The sequence below is a fragment of the Enterococcus hulanensis genome (assembly GCF_005405485.1).
Classification (GTDB): Bacteria; Bacillota; Bacilli; order Lactobacillales; family Enterococcaceae; genus Enterococcus_A; species Enterococcus_A hulanensis.
In genome coordinates this window covers 36,706-50,283 of the sequence record NZ_BJED01000026.1, presented here as the reverse complement: position 1 = coordinate 50,283, position 13,578 = coordinate 36,706, and the positions used below count along the sequence as shown (strand labels likewise).

General features: G+C 43.0%; 9 protein-coding genes and 7 tRNA genes. 14 read left to right on the top strand and 2 right to left on the bottom strand.

Features of this window, described 5'->3' with window-relative positions; translation table 11 throughout:
• From FFR60_RS20815 to FFR60_RS20785, 7 genes are all read left to right on the top strand, one after another.
• Positions 1-77, top strand: a tRNA-Tyr gene (locus tag FFR60_RS20815).
• Positions 78-85: 8 nt separating this feature from the next.
• Positions 86-156, top strand: a tRNA-Trp gene (locus tag FFR60_RS20810).
• A gap of 17 nt (positions 157-173) precedes the next feature.
• A tRNA-His gene (locus FFR60_RS20805) sits at positions 174-246 on the top strand.
• A gap of 10 nt (positions 247-256) precedes the next feature.
• Positions 257-328, top strand: a tRNA-Gln gene (locus FFR60_RS20800).
• A 67-nt stretch (positions 329-395) separates the two neighbouring features.
• Positions 396-466: transfer RNA gene (locus tag FFR60_RS20795), tRNA-Cys, on the top strand.
• Positions 467-490: 24 nt separating this feature from the next.
• Positions 491-574: transfer RNA gene (locus tag FFR60_RS20790), tRNA-Leu, on the top strand.
• Between the two features lie 58 nt (positions 575-632).
• Positions 633-705 (top strand) — tRNA-His (locus tag FFR60_RS20785).
• Between the two features lie 98 nt (positions 706-803).
• Here FFR60_RS20785 and FFR60_RS20780 read toward each other — a convergent pair.
• Together FFR60_RS20780 and FFR60_RS20775 are read right to left on the bottom strand one after the other, a co-directional pair.
• A complete protein-coding gene (locus FFR60_RS20780) occupies positions 804-1,970 on the bottom strand; it encodes an RtcB family protein (RefSeq protein ID WP_137665654.1) in 1,167 nt (388 codons plus the stop codon).
• Between the two features lie 445 nt (positions 1,971-2,415).
• Entirely contained in the window at positions 2,416-3,249 is an 834-nt protein-coding gene (locus tag FFR60_RS20775) for a MerR family DNA-binding transcriptional regulator (RefSeq protein WP_137665653.1), read from the bottom strand.
• A 76-nt stretch (positions 3,250-3,325) separates the two neighbouring features.
• Between FFR60_RS20775 and FFR60_RS20770 the strand changes: the two genes are divergently transcribed.
• The 7 genes from FFR60_RS20770 (at position 3,326) to ilvA (ending at position 13,549) form a co-directional block, all read left to right on the top strand.
• Positions 3,326-5,068: an ABC transporter ATP-binding protein gene (locus tag FFR60_RS20770; RefSeq protein WP_137665652.1), complete on the top strand. Its 1,743-nt coding sequence runs from the start codon at positions 3,326-3,328 to the stop codon at positions 5,066-5,068.
• On the top strand, positions 5,049-6,854 hold the full coding sequence (locus FFR60_RS20765) for an ABC transporter ATP-binding protein (RefSeq protein ID WP_137665651.1): 1,806 nt from the start codon (positions 5,049-5,051) through the stop codon (positions 6,852-6,854). Before FFR60_RS20770 ends, FFR60_RS20765 begins: the two co-directional genes overlap by 20 nt.
• Before the next feature lie 493 nt (positions 6,855-7,347).
• On the top strand, positions 7,348-9,030 hold the full coding sequence (gene ilvD, locus FFR60_RS20760) for a dihydroxy-acid dehydratase (RefSeq protein WP_137665650.1): 1,683 nt from the start codon (positions 7,348-7,350) through the stop codon (positions 9,028-9,030).
• Positions 9,031-9,062: 32 nt separating this feature from the next.
• Positions 9,063-10,748, top strand: a complete 1,686-nt coding sequence (ilvB, locus tag FFR60_RS20755) for a biosynthetic-type acetolactate synthase large subunit (protein WP_171004994.1) — start codon at positions 9,063-9,065, stop codon at positions 10,746-10,748.
• Complete coding sequence (ilvN, locus tag FFR60_RS20750; protein WP_088932739.1) at positions 10,749-11,225, top strand: acetolactate synthase small subunit; 477 nt, start codon at positions 10,749-10,751, stop codon at positions 11,223-11,225. It abuts the gene before it with no gap.
• Positions 11,226-11,284: 59 nt separating this feature from the next.
• Positions 11,285-12,280 (top strand): ketol-acid reductoisomerase, encoded by a 996-nt coding sequence (ilvC, locus tag FFR60_RS20745; protein ID WP_137665648.1) that lies wholly within the window; start codon positions 11,285-11,287, stop codon positions 12,278-12,280.
• A 12-nt stretch (positions 12,281-12,292) separates the two neighbouring features.
• Entirely contained in the window at positions 12,293-13,549 is a 1,257-nt protein-coding gene (gene ilvA, locus FFR60_RS20740; protein WP_088932737.1) for a threonine ammonia-lyase IlvA, read from the top strand.
• Positions 13,550-13,578 lie beyond the last annotated feature (29 nt).

The window sequence follows — 13,578 nt, the reverse complement described above, 5'->3', positions numbered from 1 at the left end:
GAGTAGCGAAGTGGCTAAACGCGACGGACTGTAAATCCGTTCCTTAGGGTTCAGTGGTTCGAATCCACTCTCCTCCATTTGTTTCAGGGGCATAGTTTAAAGGTAGAACAGCGGTCTCCAAAACCGTTAGTGTGGGTTCAATTCCTGCTGCCCCTGTTCTTTTTATTAATATGGCGATCGTGGCGAAGTGGTTAACGCACCGGATTGTGGCTCCGGCACTCGTGGGTTCGATTCCCATCGTTCGCCCTTGTATTATTGGGGTATAGCCAAGCGGTAAGGCAAGGGACTTTGACTCCCTCATGCGTTGGTTCGAATCCAGCTACCCCAGTTTTCTTAGAAAAGTATCAAGAAAATTTCTTGAAAAACTTGTTCTAGGAAGAAAACAATAGTATAATGGCGGTATAGCCAAGTGGTAAGGCAGAGGTCTGCAAAACCTTCATCACCGGTTCAAATCCGGTTACCGCCTTAGTACTAGAATAGTTATTGACATGCCGGCGTGGCGGAATTGGCAGACGCGCTGGACTCAAAATCCAGTGCCCTCACGGGCGTGCCGGTTCGACCCCGGCCGCCGGTATAAAGAGCTAAGATGTTATTTCATCTTAGTTTTTTGTTTGAAATTAAATAGTAACATGGCGATCGTGGCGAAGTGGTTAACGCACCGGATTGTGGCTCCGGCACTCGTGGGTTCGATTCCCATCGTTCGCCCTAATGAAGACTCAGCAGAAGATGCTGGGTCTTTTTTTGCATAAAAAGAGATGTCAATAGAAAATCAAAAACGATTTTCTATTGACATCTCTTATAGGTTAGCTTTTAAAATTATACAATGGTCGAATGATTTCTTTTACGTCCATTGTCTCATGTAAATTTGTTAGTAATTGCTTCTTCGATTTATATGCTTTAGGTGCTTCATCCAGTGTTTTTTTGGAAACAGAAGTGGTCCACACATGCCGCATCATGTGTTGATAGTTATCTAGGCTGATGGAGGCTCTAGCTTGCGAGCGGCTCATCATACGACCAGCTCCGTGCGGGCCAGAGTAATTCCAGTCTGGATTGCCTTTTCCAACACCAATGATGGAACCGTCCTTCATATTTAAAGGAACGATCATTTTCTCGTTTTTTCTGGCGGAAGCCGCACCTTTACGCAAAATCATGTGTTTCAGATCGATATAGTTATGAGGGCTGTCAAAGCTGTCAATGACGTGCTTCTCCCATTTCATTGCTTTTAGAATTGTCAGTGCCATGCTTTGTCGGTTGAAGGCGGCATATTGCTGGGCGATTTTCATATCTGACAGGTAATTATCTAAATCTTGTTTTGAAACATAGGACAAGTCATAAGGAATGTTCATTTCTTCCTGTCGTTGAAGTAGCTTTTCCTTTTCAATGGGATCCGTCGCTGATTTTATTTGTTGTTTCAATTCTTGCCGTTGTTGGGTTAATTTTTGATAGGCGATTTCTTGGTGATATTCTGCGATCTCATTACCTAACACGCGGCTGCCGCTATGAATAACCAAATAAAAACCGTCAGAGCCTTCATTGACCTCAATGAAATGATTTCCACCGCCTAATGTCCCTAAGCTTCGCAATGCCCATCCTCGGTGAATTGGGGCCTGAATATTTTCTAAGGGAAACGTATATTGAGGCTTGCTGTGGGAATGGTGTCCACTTGGAATCCGATTGCGAATGATTCGATCCAGCTTATCAAAATTCAATTTGACGCCTTTTTTTATTTTGGCTACATATAATCCGCAGCCAATGTCCACACCGACAAGATTAGGGACGACTTGATCTTTTACTGTCATTGTCGTACCAATGACACAGCTGGAACCGCTGTGGGTATCAGGCATGATTCGAATTTTCGCGTCTTTGGTGAATTTTTGATTGCAAAGCGTCATGATTTGACCGGCAGTACTGTCAGTCAAGACATCTGTGTATACAGTTGCTGTATTGTATTTTCCTTTTATGGTTAACATATTTAATCCTCTCGCAGAGGAATCAAATAATTCCTCTAATTAATTTTTGTTGTTCTCTGATTTCTTTTTATTTCCACTCATAGGAAACACCTCCGTTGGTTAGTTTGTGTTGATTGTCAGGTATCGCTACATCGATGCTAAACAGTCTGTTCATTAAAGTAGGATAAAATGCCTTGATCACAGTCCGAATTTTCCGAATTTAATGAACTGCGAGAAACATTACTCACAAAAAAACTGCCAATCGTTATGATTGGCAGTTTGACAAATAGGCTTTATTTACGAACATGGAGAGTCTGCTGAATAAGACTCTTTGATCGAATAAAACGAATCAAACAGATCAATCAATTGTATCAAGTTTATTTTTCTAGTCTTAATCATAATGCTCTCTCCCTTCATTAAATTATTTATAATCCTATCATCATTATTGTTGGGATGTCAAGATTGCTTAGTCTTTTTGTCGCACGGGTATCAAGACTTCAAAGACCTGATCTTCGGGATGTTCAGATGTTGTTTCATCCTGCCACAGTAATTCCCAAATATCCCCATTCAATTCCAAATTTTTATCCTTCAGATAATTTCTGAAACGGTTGTTAAAGGTATTGATGTGATGGATCTCGTCTTTTATAAAGCCGGAGACGTAATCGCCAGCTGGTCGTTGGACCACACGCTGCTTATCGTAGATGTGTAATCGCTCTTCGGGTATTTTTACTAGGGCACGATAAGGAGCGGCATGGAAATTTTCTTGATAAAAGGCAGAGCCATCTACTAAAAAGCCGATTGGATAGCCGCTGAACAGGTCACTGCTATCGACTGAGGAATAAAACCGTCCGTAAATTTGAACGGAATCAATATCGTCATAATTATCGATTGTTTCAGAAATGACAAAAGATTCTGCCTCACGATAGGAAAGAGTGATGGATTCTAGATCAAAATTTTTCAACGTGGTATAGCGCTCAATATAGCTATCTAAGGAACCACGGATTGTTTTCAGCTTGTTTATTTGTTCATCCACCTTCTGCTTTTGCCGGATAAAGCCCTCTAATACATAATCCACGTTTCGATTTTTCAAAAAGAGGTGAATGTCTTCTAAAGAAACGTCAAGATTTTTTAACAGTAAAATGACATCCAATTCAAAATATTGATCGATCCCATAATAGCGATAGCCGTTTTCCCCAATTTTTGCTGGCTTGAATAAATCGATCTGATCGTAGTAAATCAACGTTCGCCGGCTGATACCAGCATATTTTGCCATCTCGCTGATCGTTAAGTATGTCTTCATAAAAAACCTCGTTTTCTTGCTTGACTGTAACGTTACGTTACAGTTTATTCTACCATAGGAGAAGGAGGTAAAAAAGATGAAACTATTCAAAATCTTTTTCAAAGAATATCATAGGATGTTCTTAGGCACCTTCATCTTAATGATCGTGCAAGCTGTTGGAACGTTGATGATTCCTTACTATGTTGCTGAAATTATTGATGAAGGTATTTTAACTCAGGATCAAGGAGCAATTTGGCGAAATGGTGCTTTCATGCTGGCGATAGCGGTATTGACGGGAATCGTCTCAATCATTGCCAGTTATTATTCAGCGATTTTAGCTGGACGTTTCGGCTATTTCTTGCGCAAGCAATTAGTCGATAAAACACAGCAATTATCGATGGCTGATATGGACGAGTTCGGTACACCGACGTTACTGGCTCGAACCACCAGCGATATTACAAATATTCAACAAATCATGATGATGGTCTTTCAAATGATCATCCCTGCACCGTTAATCTGCTTAGCTTCGATCGTTTTAACTGGAGCGATTTCTTGGCGCTTTATTTGGATCCCGATCACTTCGATCGTCCTATTTTCAGTTGTATCACTGTTAGTGATCAAGAAGGCGATTCCGTTAGCTGATGTGATGCAGCAGCGGATGGATAAAATGATGCAGATTCTAAGAGAATTTTATACAGGAGTTCGGGTCATTCGGGCGTTTAATAAAACCAGCTTTGAAAAGAAACGAACAGATAAAACGTTCAGCAACTACTCAGAAGTGATGATTCGCGTAAATAAATTATTCGCTGTGCTGAATCCGACGGTTAATTTAGTCATGGGTCTTGGGATGACTGCCGTGTTGGCTTTCGGAGGATTCTTGGTGGTTCAAGGAAATGTACCAATCGGGAGTTTGACGGCGATCAGCGAATATACTGTTTTGAGTCTATGGTTCTTAACGATGGCAGCAATGGTAATCGTCATGATTCCCAAGGCTTTGGCATCATTAGAACGAATCGGCGAAGTATTATCGAAGGAAGAGGAAATCGTTGACGGTCAGAAAGAGTCCTTTGAATTAAAAGAGGATGCCCCAATTGCGGTTTTTGATCATGTTGATTTTGCCTATAGCGGGGCGGAGGAAGCCGTGCTATCAGATATTAACTTCGAGATTCCTAAGGGTGTGACGGCGATTGTCGGCGGCACCGGATCAGGTAAGAGTACGATCGCAAAAGCACTATTACGCCTAAAAGATACGACTAAGGGTGAGATTCGCTTCTTAGGCGAACCCATTCAAAAAGTTACGCAGGAAACCTTGCGAGAGCGAATCAGCTATGTTCCGCAAAGGGCGTTCCTATTTAGCGGAACGGTCAGAGATAATTTTCTTTTCGGAAATCCTCAGGCAACAGAAGAAGAAATGCAGCAGGCTGCTAAAGCGGCTCAGGCCGAAGATTTTATTAGCAACTTGGATGGTCAGTACGATGCGTCTGTTGCACAAAAAGGCAATAATTTTTCTGGCGGTCAGAAGCAGCGTTTAAGTATTGCGCGAGCACTGATTAAACCGGCTGATCTGTATTTCTTCGATGACAGTTTTTCAGCGTTGGATTACCAAACGGATGCTAAGCTGCGAAAAGCGTTGAAGAGCTATTTAACAGATGCGGCGATCGTGATCGTTGCGCAAAGGCTCTCTACGATCAAAGATGCTGACCAGATCATCGTTTTAGAAGAAGGAAAGATTGTGGGCAGAGGAACCCACGCGGAGTTGCTTAGAACGTGTAAAGTGTACCAAGAATTTGCTAAATCTCAAGGAATGGAGGGGAAGAAGCATGAGTATCAAGCAAGTTGATGAAAAGGAAATCATTACAGAAAAACCAAAAGAATTTAAAAAGACCGGGATTCGTTTATTTAAACTGCTGCTGGAGCAGAAAAGACGCTTTATCATTATTATTGCTTCGGCCGTTTGTTTTGCTACGCTGATGGCAGTCACACCGTTGATTTTAGGCTGGGGCTTGGATGCGATCTTTGCCTTGGTACGAACAAGACAAGTGACTGTGGAAAATCTATTTTCAGCATTGCTGCGTCCTGTGCTTCTGCTTTTCTTAGCATGGGGCGGCGTTTCCTTGTTTTCACTCTTGCAGGAATATACGATGGCGAGTGTCGCCGAGACGTTGACCCTGCGTTTGAGAAAAACATTGACTGATAAATTAAATCGCCTGCCAATGAAGTTCTTTGATCAATACAAAACCGGCGATATTTTGACGAGGGCAACGCTGGACTTAGATAAAGTTTCGGAGGTTTTACAGGTCGGACTAATGCAGATGATCTCAGCAATCTTGTCGATCGTCATCGGTCTGGGCTTGATGATCTATTTGAGCCCATTATTAACACTGGGAATCGTCGTCATTTTAGTGATTAGTCTTCTTTTAACGAATTATTTGGCCCACAAGAATCAGGAATATTTCTCTGAAAACCAGGCGGCCTTAGGTGCTGTAGGGACCAAAGCGGAAGAAAACTATTCGGGGAATTTGCTGATCAAATCCTATAATCGGCAAAAAGAAACCGCTGATGAGCTGGACAAATTGAATGAAGCGCAATTTCAAGCCTTCAAAAAAGCACAATTTGTCAGCTTTGGCATCAATCCGCTGATTCGTTTGATTAATCAACTGGGCTTTGTGACTAGTGCGGTCGTCGGCGGGATTATGGTGATCAATGGCCAATTATCGATCGGCCTAGTTCAAGCCTATCTGCAATACGTAAATCAGGTTTCAGAACCGATCACTCAAGTTTCTTACGTGATCAATAGTTTGCAAAGTGCCTTTGCGGCTTTAGAACGGATTTTTGAAATTTTGGATCAGGCGGAAGAAACGGAAGAAGTTATGAGTGTTGCTGTGCCGGAAAATATTCGCGGAGAAGTAACTTTTAAACACGTTGCTTTCGGCTATACGCCAAATCGTCTATTAATGGAAGATGTCAATTTCAAAGTAAAGCCTAAACAAATGGTCGCAATCGTTGGTCCGACCGGTGCAGGGAAAACGACGATGATCAACTTATTGATGCGCTTTTACGAATTGACCGGCGGACAAATCGAAGTTGATGGAAAAAATATCAGTCATTTTTCTCGGGCGGCGATTCGCCAAAAGTTCGGAATGGTTCTGCAAGATACGTGGTTGTTTGAAGGAACTGTAGCGGATAATATTGCCTATGGGAAACCAGATGCCACCAGACAGGAAATTGTTCAGGCGGCAAAGGATGCTCAGTGCCACCACTTTATCCGAACTTTGCCAAATGGTTATGACACGATCATTTCGTCAGATGGCAGCCAGATTTCGCAAGGTCAACAACAATTGCTGACGATTGCACGGGCGATCTTAGCAGATCCGCAATTGTTGATTCTAGATGAAGCGACCTCTAGTGTGGATACTCGTACGGAGGGGATGATTCAACAGGCGATGGATCAGTTAACCGCGGAACGGACTAGTTTCGTGATCGCTCACCGTTTATCTACGATTAAAAATGCTGATTTAATTTTGGTAATGAAGGATGGTTCGATTATTGAACAGGGCAGCCATCGCAGTTTGATGAAAAAAGGTGATTTTTACGCCAACCTTTATAATAGTCAGTTCGCTGGATAAGCTCGACAATAATTGTCGGGCTTTTTCTTTTGATTAGAAACGTATTAAATTTAAATGTTAGTAGTTTTGTATTGTTGAGCTGATTAATCAACTAATTATTATACGAGCCCATCCTAGCTGAAAAACCAAAAAATAGCTTAATTAGAAAATATTCTGAAAATTCATTGACTTTTAATCTTATGAAATGTATAGTATAAAAAAATGATTAAGATATTATTAGAAAAAACGAGGAGCCGATTTTTATGCGCAAGAGTAAATACAATAATTTTGATGGCATCGTCTTATTAATTATTGAGTCCAGGACTTAGAACGCGGAGAAGCAACAAACCGTTAGTTTGAGTCCTATTTGCGTTAGAAATGGGATTCTTGCAAGAGCATCCCATTTATTGATGGGATGCTCTTTTTTTCGATGTCTGGCTTTTCGAACTAGCTTTCTCGGCAATCAGCTGAGCGAGTTCGCGTAAGCCTTTATTACAGGTAGGGAGATGTGACTATGAGAAGTGATCAGATTAAAAAAGGAATCGATGCAGCACCCGCCAGAAGTTTATTATATGCGACTGGCCAAGTAAAAAATATCCATGATATGGATAAACCATTTATAGCTATTTGTAACTCTTACATCGATATCGTACCAGGACATGTCCACCTACGAGAATTAGCAGATGTGGCAAAAGAAGCGATCCGCGAAGCCGGAGGAATTCCTTTTGAATTCAACACAATTGGTGTGGATGATGGCATAGCGATGGGGCACATCGGAATGCGCTATTCTTTACCTAGTCGCGAGTTAATCGCTGATGCGGCAGAAACTGTGATCAATGCTCACTGGTTTGATGGTGTTTTCTACATTCCTAACTGTGACAAGATTACACCGGGGATGATCATGGCGGCAGTAAGGACGAACGTTCCTTCGATCTTTTGTTCAGGCGGTCCGATGAAGGCCGGAATCGATCCTCATGGTCACCAAACAACCCTTTCTTCGATGTTTGAAGCGGTTGGTGCCTTCAAAGAAGGTCAAATGAACAAAGAAGATTTTCTATTTATGGAACAAAATGCTTGTCCAACCTGCGGCTCCTGTGCCGGGATGTTTACGGCAAACTCCATGAACTGTCTGTTAGAAATCTTAGGACTAGCGTTACCTGGAAATGGAACGATCTTAGCAGTCTCGGATGAACGGCGTGACCTTGTTCGCGAATCAGCGAAGCATTTGATGGATCTGGTGAAAAAGCAAATCAAACCGCGGGATATCGTGACCAAAGAAGCGATCGATGACGCATTTGCGCTAGACATGGCGATGGGCGGATCAACAAATACCGTACTTCACACGTTGGCGATCGCTAATGAAGCAGAGATTGATTATGATCAATCAGATATCAATGAAATCGCAAAAAGAGTTCCTTATCTTTCTAAAATCGCTCCTTCATCTAGCTATTCTATGCACGATGTCCATGAAGCAGGTGGTGTACCAGCGATCATCAATGAATTAGTTTCGATTGATGGTGCGATCCATTCTGATCGGATCACTGTTACTGGCAAGACTTTGCGTGAAAATGTCGCCGCAGCAAAAATCATGAATGAAGAAGTAATCCATCCGAAATCAGCACCATACAGTCCAGTCGGCGGTCTTTCGATTCTTTATGGCAACATTGCACCAGAAGGCAGTGTTATCAAAGTCGGCGGTGTTGATCCGAGTATCAAAGTCTTTAAAGGAAAAGCGATTTGCTTTGCTTCTCATGATGAGGCAGTAGAGGCAATCGACAATCATACAGTTACTAAAGGTCACGTCGTCGTGATACGTTACGAAGGACCTAAGGGCGGACCGGGGATGCCAGAGATGTTGGCACCAACTTCCAGTATCGTGGGTCGCGGCTTAGGCAAAGATGTTGCATTGATTACTGATGGCCGCTTCTCTGGAGCCACTCGCGGAATTGCAGTTGGACATGTCTCACCAGAAGCAGCCGCAGGCGGACCTATCGCATTGGTTCAAGATGGTGACGAGATCACGATTGATCTGACAAATCGAACCTTGAATGTCGATATGTCAGACGAAGAATTAGCGAAACGACAAGAAAGTCTAGTGAAATTCCAGCCGAAAGTCAAAAAGGGCTGGTTGGCACGTTACTCAGCGATGGTCACCTCGGCACATACCGGCGGTGTCATGAAACTACCTGAAGAATAGGGGGAATGGGGGTGGAAGAAATGAAGCAAAAAATGGAGACTGAACACCTGTATAGCGGCGCAGATTTGTTAATCAAATGTTTGGAAAATCAAGGAGTCGAATTGATTTTTGGGTATCCCGGCGGTTCCGTCTTACCATTATATGACTCACTTTATGATGAATCTATTCCAAATATTCTCACGCGTCATGAGCAAGGGGCGGTTCATGCGGCAGAAGGCTACGCAAAAGCTACAGGCAAGCCGGGAGTCGTAATCGTAACCAGCGGACCAGGCGCAACTAACGTAGTGACGGGCATTGCAGATGCGATGATCGATTCCGTTCCGCTAGTTGTCATCACTGGTCAGGTAACAACACCAGGAATTGGCAAAGATGCGTTTCAAGAAGCAGATATGTTGGGGATAACCGTACCGATTACTAAAAATAATTATCAGGTTCGCGACATTGAAGAGCTTCCTAGGATCATTAATGAAGCCTTTCACATTGCGACAACCGGCAGAAAAGGACCAGTCTTGATTGATCTGCCAAAAGATATCACCGTTTTGAAAGCAAATCCTAGAATTGATAAGCCTGTCCATTTGGAAAGTTACCAGCCAACGACAACACCATCTGTGTTGCAGATCGAACGGTTGATGGGCTTACTGAAAAAAGCTAAGAAGCCTCTTCTTCTAGTCGGCGGCGGGCTCGTGGCTGCAAATGGCGTCAATGAATTACGTCAATTCGTTGAAAAATATCAAATACCGACGGTTAGTACATTGCTAGGGTTAGGCCTGTTGCCTCATGACCATCCGAACTTTTTGGGAATGGGCGGTATGCACGGCACCTTTGCAGCAAACATGGCAATGATGGAGGCTGATTTATTGATCAATATTGGCAGCCGTTTTGATGATCGTTTGGCCTGTTCACCTGAAGCTTTTGCACCACACGCGAAGGTCGCGCACATTGACGTTGATCCAGTAGAAATCGGCAAAATTATTAAAACCGATGTACCGATTGTTGGTGATGCTAAGATCGCTTTGCAGCAAATGCTGTCGATTGAGATCGAAGCCCCTGATTGTGAAGAGTGGCGTAAGCTTTGCGAAGAGCGTCAACAAAAATATCCGTTGAAATATGAACGGCATCCAGAAATCATCAAGCCGCAAGAAGTAGTTGAAATCGTCGGCCGAATTACAAAAGGCAAATCTTACGTTGTAACAGACGTGGGTCAACACCAAATGTGGGTTGCGCAATATTATCCCTTCCAGTTTCCTAAACAACTGATCACTAGTGGCGGTCTAGGAACGATGGGGTATGGAATACCTGCTGGCGTTGGTGTGAAGTTTGGCAAAAGAGAGGAGTCAGTTGTGGTATTCGTCGGAGATGGCGGCTTCCAAATGACGAATCAAGAACTTGCAATTCTGAATCAGCATAATTTAGATATCAAGTTTGTTTTGCTGAACAATCAATCGCTAGGCATGGTTCGTCAGTGGCAGGAGAAATTCTTTAACGAACGGCGTTCCCAATCTGTGTTCCATGAGCAGCCGGACTTTATGAAGATGGCTGAAGCTTACGGAATCGGCAATAAAAAAATCACCGATCCGGCAACTTTAGAAAAGGATTTGCAGGAAGCCTTCGCCACACCAGGGCCAATGCTGATTGAAGTCATGATCTGCAATAAAGAGCATGTATTACCAATGATCCCGGCAGGAATGCCAAATGATCAGATGTTGGGGGTTGATTAAATGAGACGGATGATTACAGCAATGGTCCATGACCAGGCAGGGGTGCTGAGTCGAATCACGAGTGTCTTGAATCGCCGGCAAGTAAACATGGATAGTGTTTCGGTCGGTCGGACAGAAAGAGACGGCGAATCCCGGATGACGATCATTATTCAGGCTGAAACTTTAGCTGACGTTGAACAGGTTACAAAGCAATTAAATAAACAAATCGATGTCGTTAAAGTATCTGATGTAACTGACGAGCCTCATTTGGAAAGAGAGCTTGCATTGATCAAAGTTAGTGCACCGGCGGCTATTCGTTCGGAGATTCAAGCGATGATCGATCCGTTCCGCGCCGATGTCGTGGATGTAGGTTTAAAAACGATCGTGGTTCAAGTGGCCGGCTCAACAGAAAAGGTCAACGCGTGTATCGATGTGTTGCGGCCTTATGGTATCAAACAATTAGCACGAACCGGTGTAACCGGATTTAGCAGAGGTTAAGCGCAAAATTATTTGATGATTTTGCTATTAATATAGTCAAAAAAATTGGAGGAAAAATTATGGTTAAAGTTTATTATGATGAAGCAGTAGCGAAGGATGCTTTAGAAGGAAAAACAATTGCAGTGGTGGGATATGGATCACAAGGCCATGCTCATGCACAAAATCTTAGAGATACAGGTCACCAAGTTGTGATCGGTATTCGAGAAGGAAAATCCGCTGAGGCTGCTCGCGAAGATGGGTTTGATGTGTTGCCTGTAGCAGAAGCAACGAAAAAAGCCGAAGTAGTCATGATTTTAGCTCCAGACGAAATTCAAGGTGCATTATATGAAAATGAAATCGCACCAAACTTAAATGAAGGCGATGCGTTAGTCTTTGCCCATGGCTTCAATATTCATTTCGATGTTATCAATCCGCCTAAAAACGTGGATGTATTCTTAGTTGCTCCTAAAGGTCCGGGCCATTTAGTTCGTCGTACCTTTACTGAAGGATTTGCGGTACCTGCTTTATTTGCTGTTCATCAAGACGCAACAGGAACTGCTCAAGATTTGGCGTTGTCTTACGCTAAAGGAATCGGCGCTACTCGAGTAGGTGTCTTGGAAACAACCTTTAAAGAAGAAACAGAAACAGATTTATTCGGCGAACAAGCAGTGCTTTGCGGCGGTTTGACGAGCATGATCGAAGCAGGCTTTGAAACATTAGTTGAAGCTGGCTACCAGCCTGAATTGGCTTACTTTGAAGTTTGTCACGAAATGAAGTTGATCGTTGATTTGATTTATGAAGGTGGTTTTGGGAAAATGCGCAACTCGATCTCAAACACTGCAGAATACGGCGACTACGTTTCTGGTCCTCGCGTGATCACTGAAATGGCTAAAGCAGGCATGAAGGAAGTCTTGACGGATATCCAAAACGGCAAATTTGCCAAAGGATTTATCGATGATAACAAAAACGGCTTCCCTGAATTCAAGAAGATGCGCGCTGAAAGTGCCGGTCATCAAATTGAAGAAGTGGGCGGCGAATTAAGAAAAATGATGCCATTTGTAAGTCGTAAAGATTAGAGGGGTGCAGCGATGGAATTGATCAAAGATACCGAGGTCCGCAGTGCATATCAGTTACTGAAAAACTCTGTAAACCATACGCCGTTGCAATATGATCGTTATTTATCTGAAAAGTATCAGGCGACCATTTTATTAAAACGGGAAGACCTGCAAAAAGTTCGTTCATTTAAATTACGCGGAGCATATTATGCAATTAAGAAGCTTCCAGAGGCAGAATTGAAAAACGGTGTCGTTTGTGCAAGTGCGGGGAACCACGCACAAGGAGTCGCTTATACCTGTCATGAATTGAAAACACAGGCAGCGATCTTCATGCCAACGACGACACCGCAGCAAAAAGTTTCTCAAGTTAAATTCTTTGGTGGTGAATTTGCGGATATTCATTTAGTCGGCGATACCTTTGATGCTTCTGCCGCTGCCGCAAAGAAATACTGCGAAGAAAACGGCATGACCTTTATCGATCCTTTTAATGATAAAAATATCATTGCAGGACAAGGCACTTTGGCTTTAGAAATGATGACCGATGCAGAAAGCGAGGGCTACAAACCTGACTATGTGATTTCAGCAATCGGCGGCGGCGGATTAATCAGCGGAGTTTCATCCTACGTAAAGAATACTTCGCCAACGACTAAAGTGATTGGGGTCGAGCCGAAGGGTGCCGCTTCAATGCAAGCAGCCTTTGAAGAGGAACAGCCGGTCAAATTAACTGAGATCGATAAATTTGTCGATGGTGCAGCAGTTCAGCGTGTCGGTGAAATCACTTACTCTCATAGTAAAAAGTATGTCGACGAATTGATGTCAGTCGATGAAGGCTTGATTTGCTCGACGATCTTAGATTTGTATGGTAAGCAGGCAATCGTGGTCGAACCTGCTGGTGCGTTAAGTGTGGCTGCGTTAGATTTGATGAAAGACAAAATCAAAGGCAAAACAGTCATTTGCATCATCAGCGGCGGAAATAACGACATCAATCGAATGGCCGAAATCGAGGAACGTTCTTTGATCTACGAAGGCGTGAAACATTACTTTGTCGTGAACTTCCCGCAACGCCCAGGCGCTCTGAAAGAATTTGTATCAGAGGTTCTAGGTGAAGGGGACGATATTACTCGTTTTGAATATACCAAGAAGAGTAATCGAGGAACCGGACCAGTTGTGATCGGTGTTTTGCTGAAGAAACCTGAAACTTTACCAGATTTATTGAAGCGCTTGAAGGAGTTCGATTCAACGTATATTGAATTGAGTCAAAACAAAACGCTGTACAATTTATTGGTTTAAACCAAAAGAGCTTAACGATTTTTCGTTAA

Excerpts from the sequence above, each read along its gene's own strand:
- FFR60_RS20780 (WP_137665654.1), bottom strand. The coding sequence starts at position 1,970 with ATGTTAACCATAAAAGGAAAATACAATACAGCAACTGTATACACAGAT.
- FFR60_RS20775 (WP_137665653.1), bottom strand. The coding sequence starts at position 3,249 with ATGAAGACATACTTAACGATCAGCGAGATGGCAAAATATGCTGGTATC.
- FFR60_RS20770 (WP_137665652.1), top strand. The coding sequence starts at position 3,326 with ATGAAACTATTCAAAATCTTTTTCAAAGAATATCATAGGATGTTCTTA.
- FFR60_RS20765 (WP_137665651.1), top strand. The coding sequence starts at position 5,049 with ATGAGTATCAAGCAAGTTGATGAAAAGGAAATCATTACAGAAAAACCA.
- ilvD (WP_137665650.1), top strand. The coding sequence starts at position 7,348 with ATGAGAAGTGATCAGATTAAAAAAGGAATCGATGCAGCACCCGCCAGA.
- ilvB (WP_171004994.1), top strand. The coding sequence starts at position 9,063 with ATGGAGACTGAACACCTGTATAGCGGCGCAGATTTGTTAATCAAATGT.
- ilvN (WP_088932739.1), top strand. The coding sequence starts at position 10,749 with ATGAGACGGATGATTACAGCAATGGTCCATGACCAGGCAGGGGTGCTG.
- ilvC (WP_137665648.1), top strand. The coding sequence starts at position 11,285 with ATGGTTAAAGTTTATTATGATGAAGCAGTAGCGAAGGATGCTTTAGAA.
- ilvA (WP_088932737.1), top strand. The coding sequence starts at position 12,293 with ATGGAATTGATCAAAGATACCGAGGTCCGCAGTGCATATCAGTTACTG.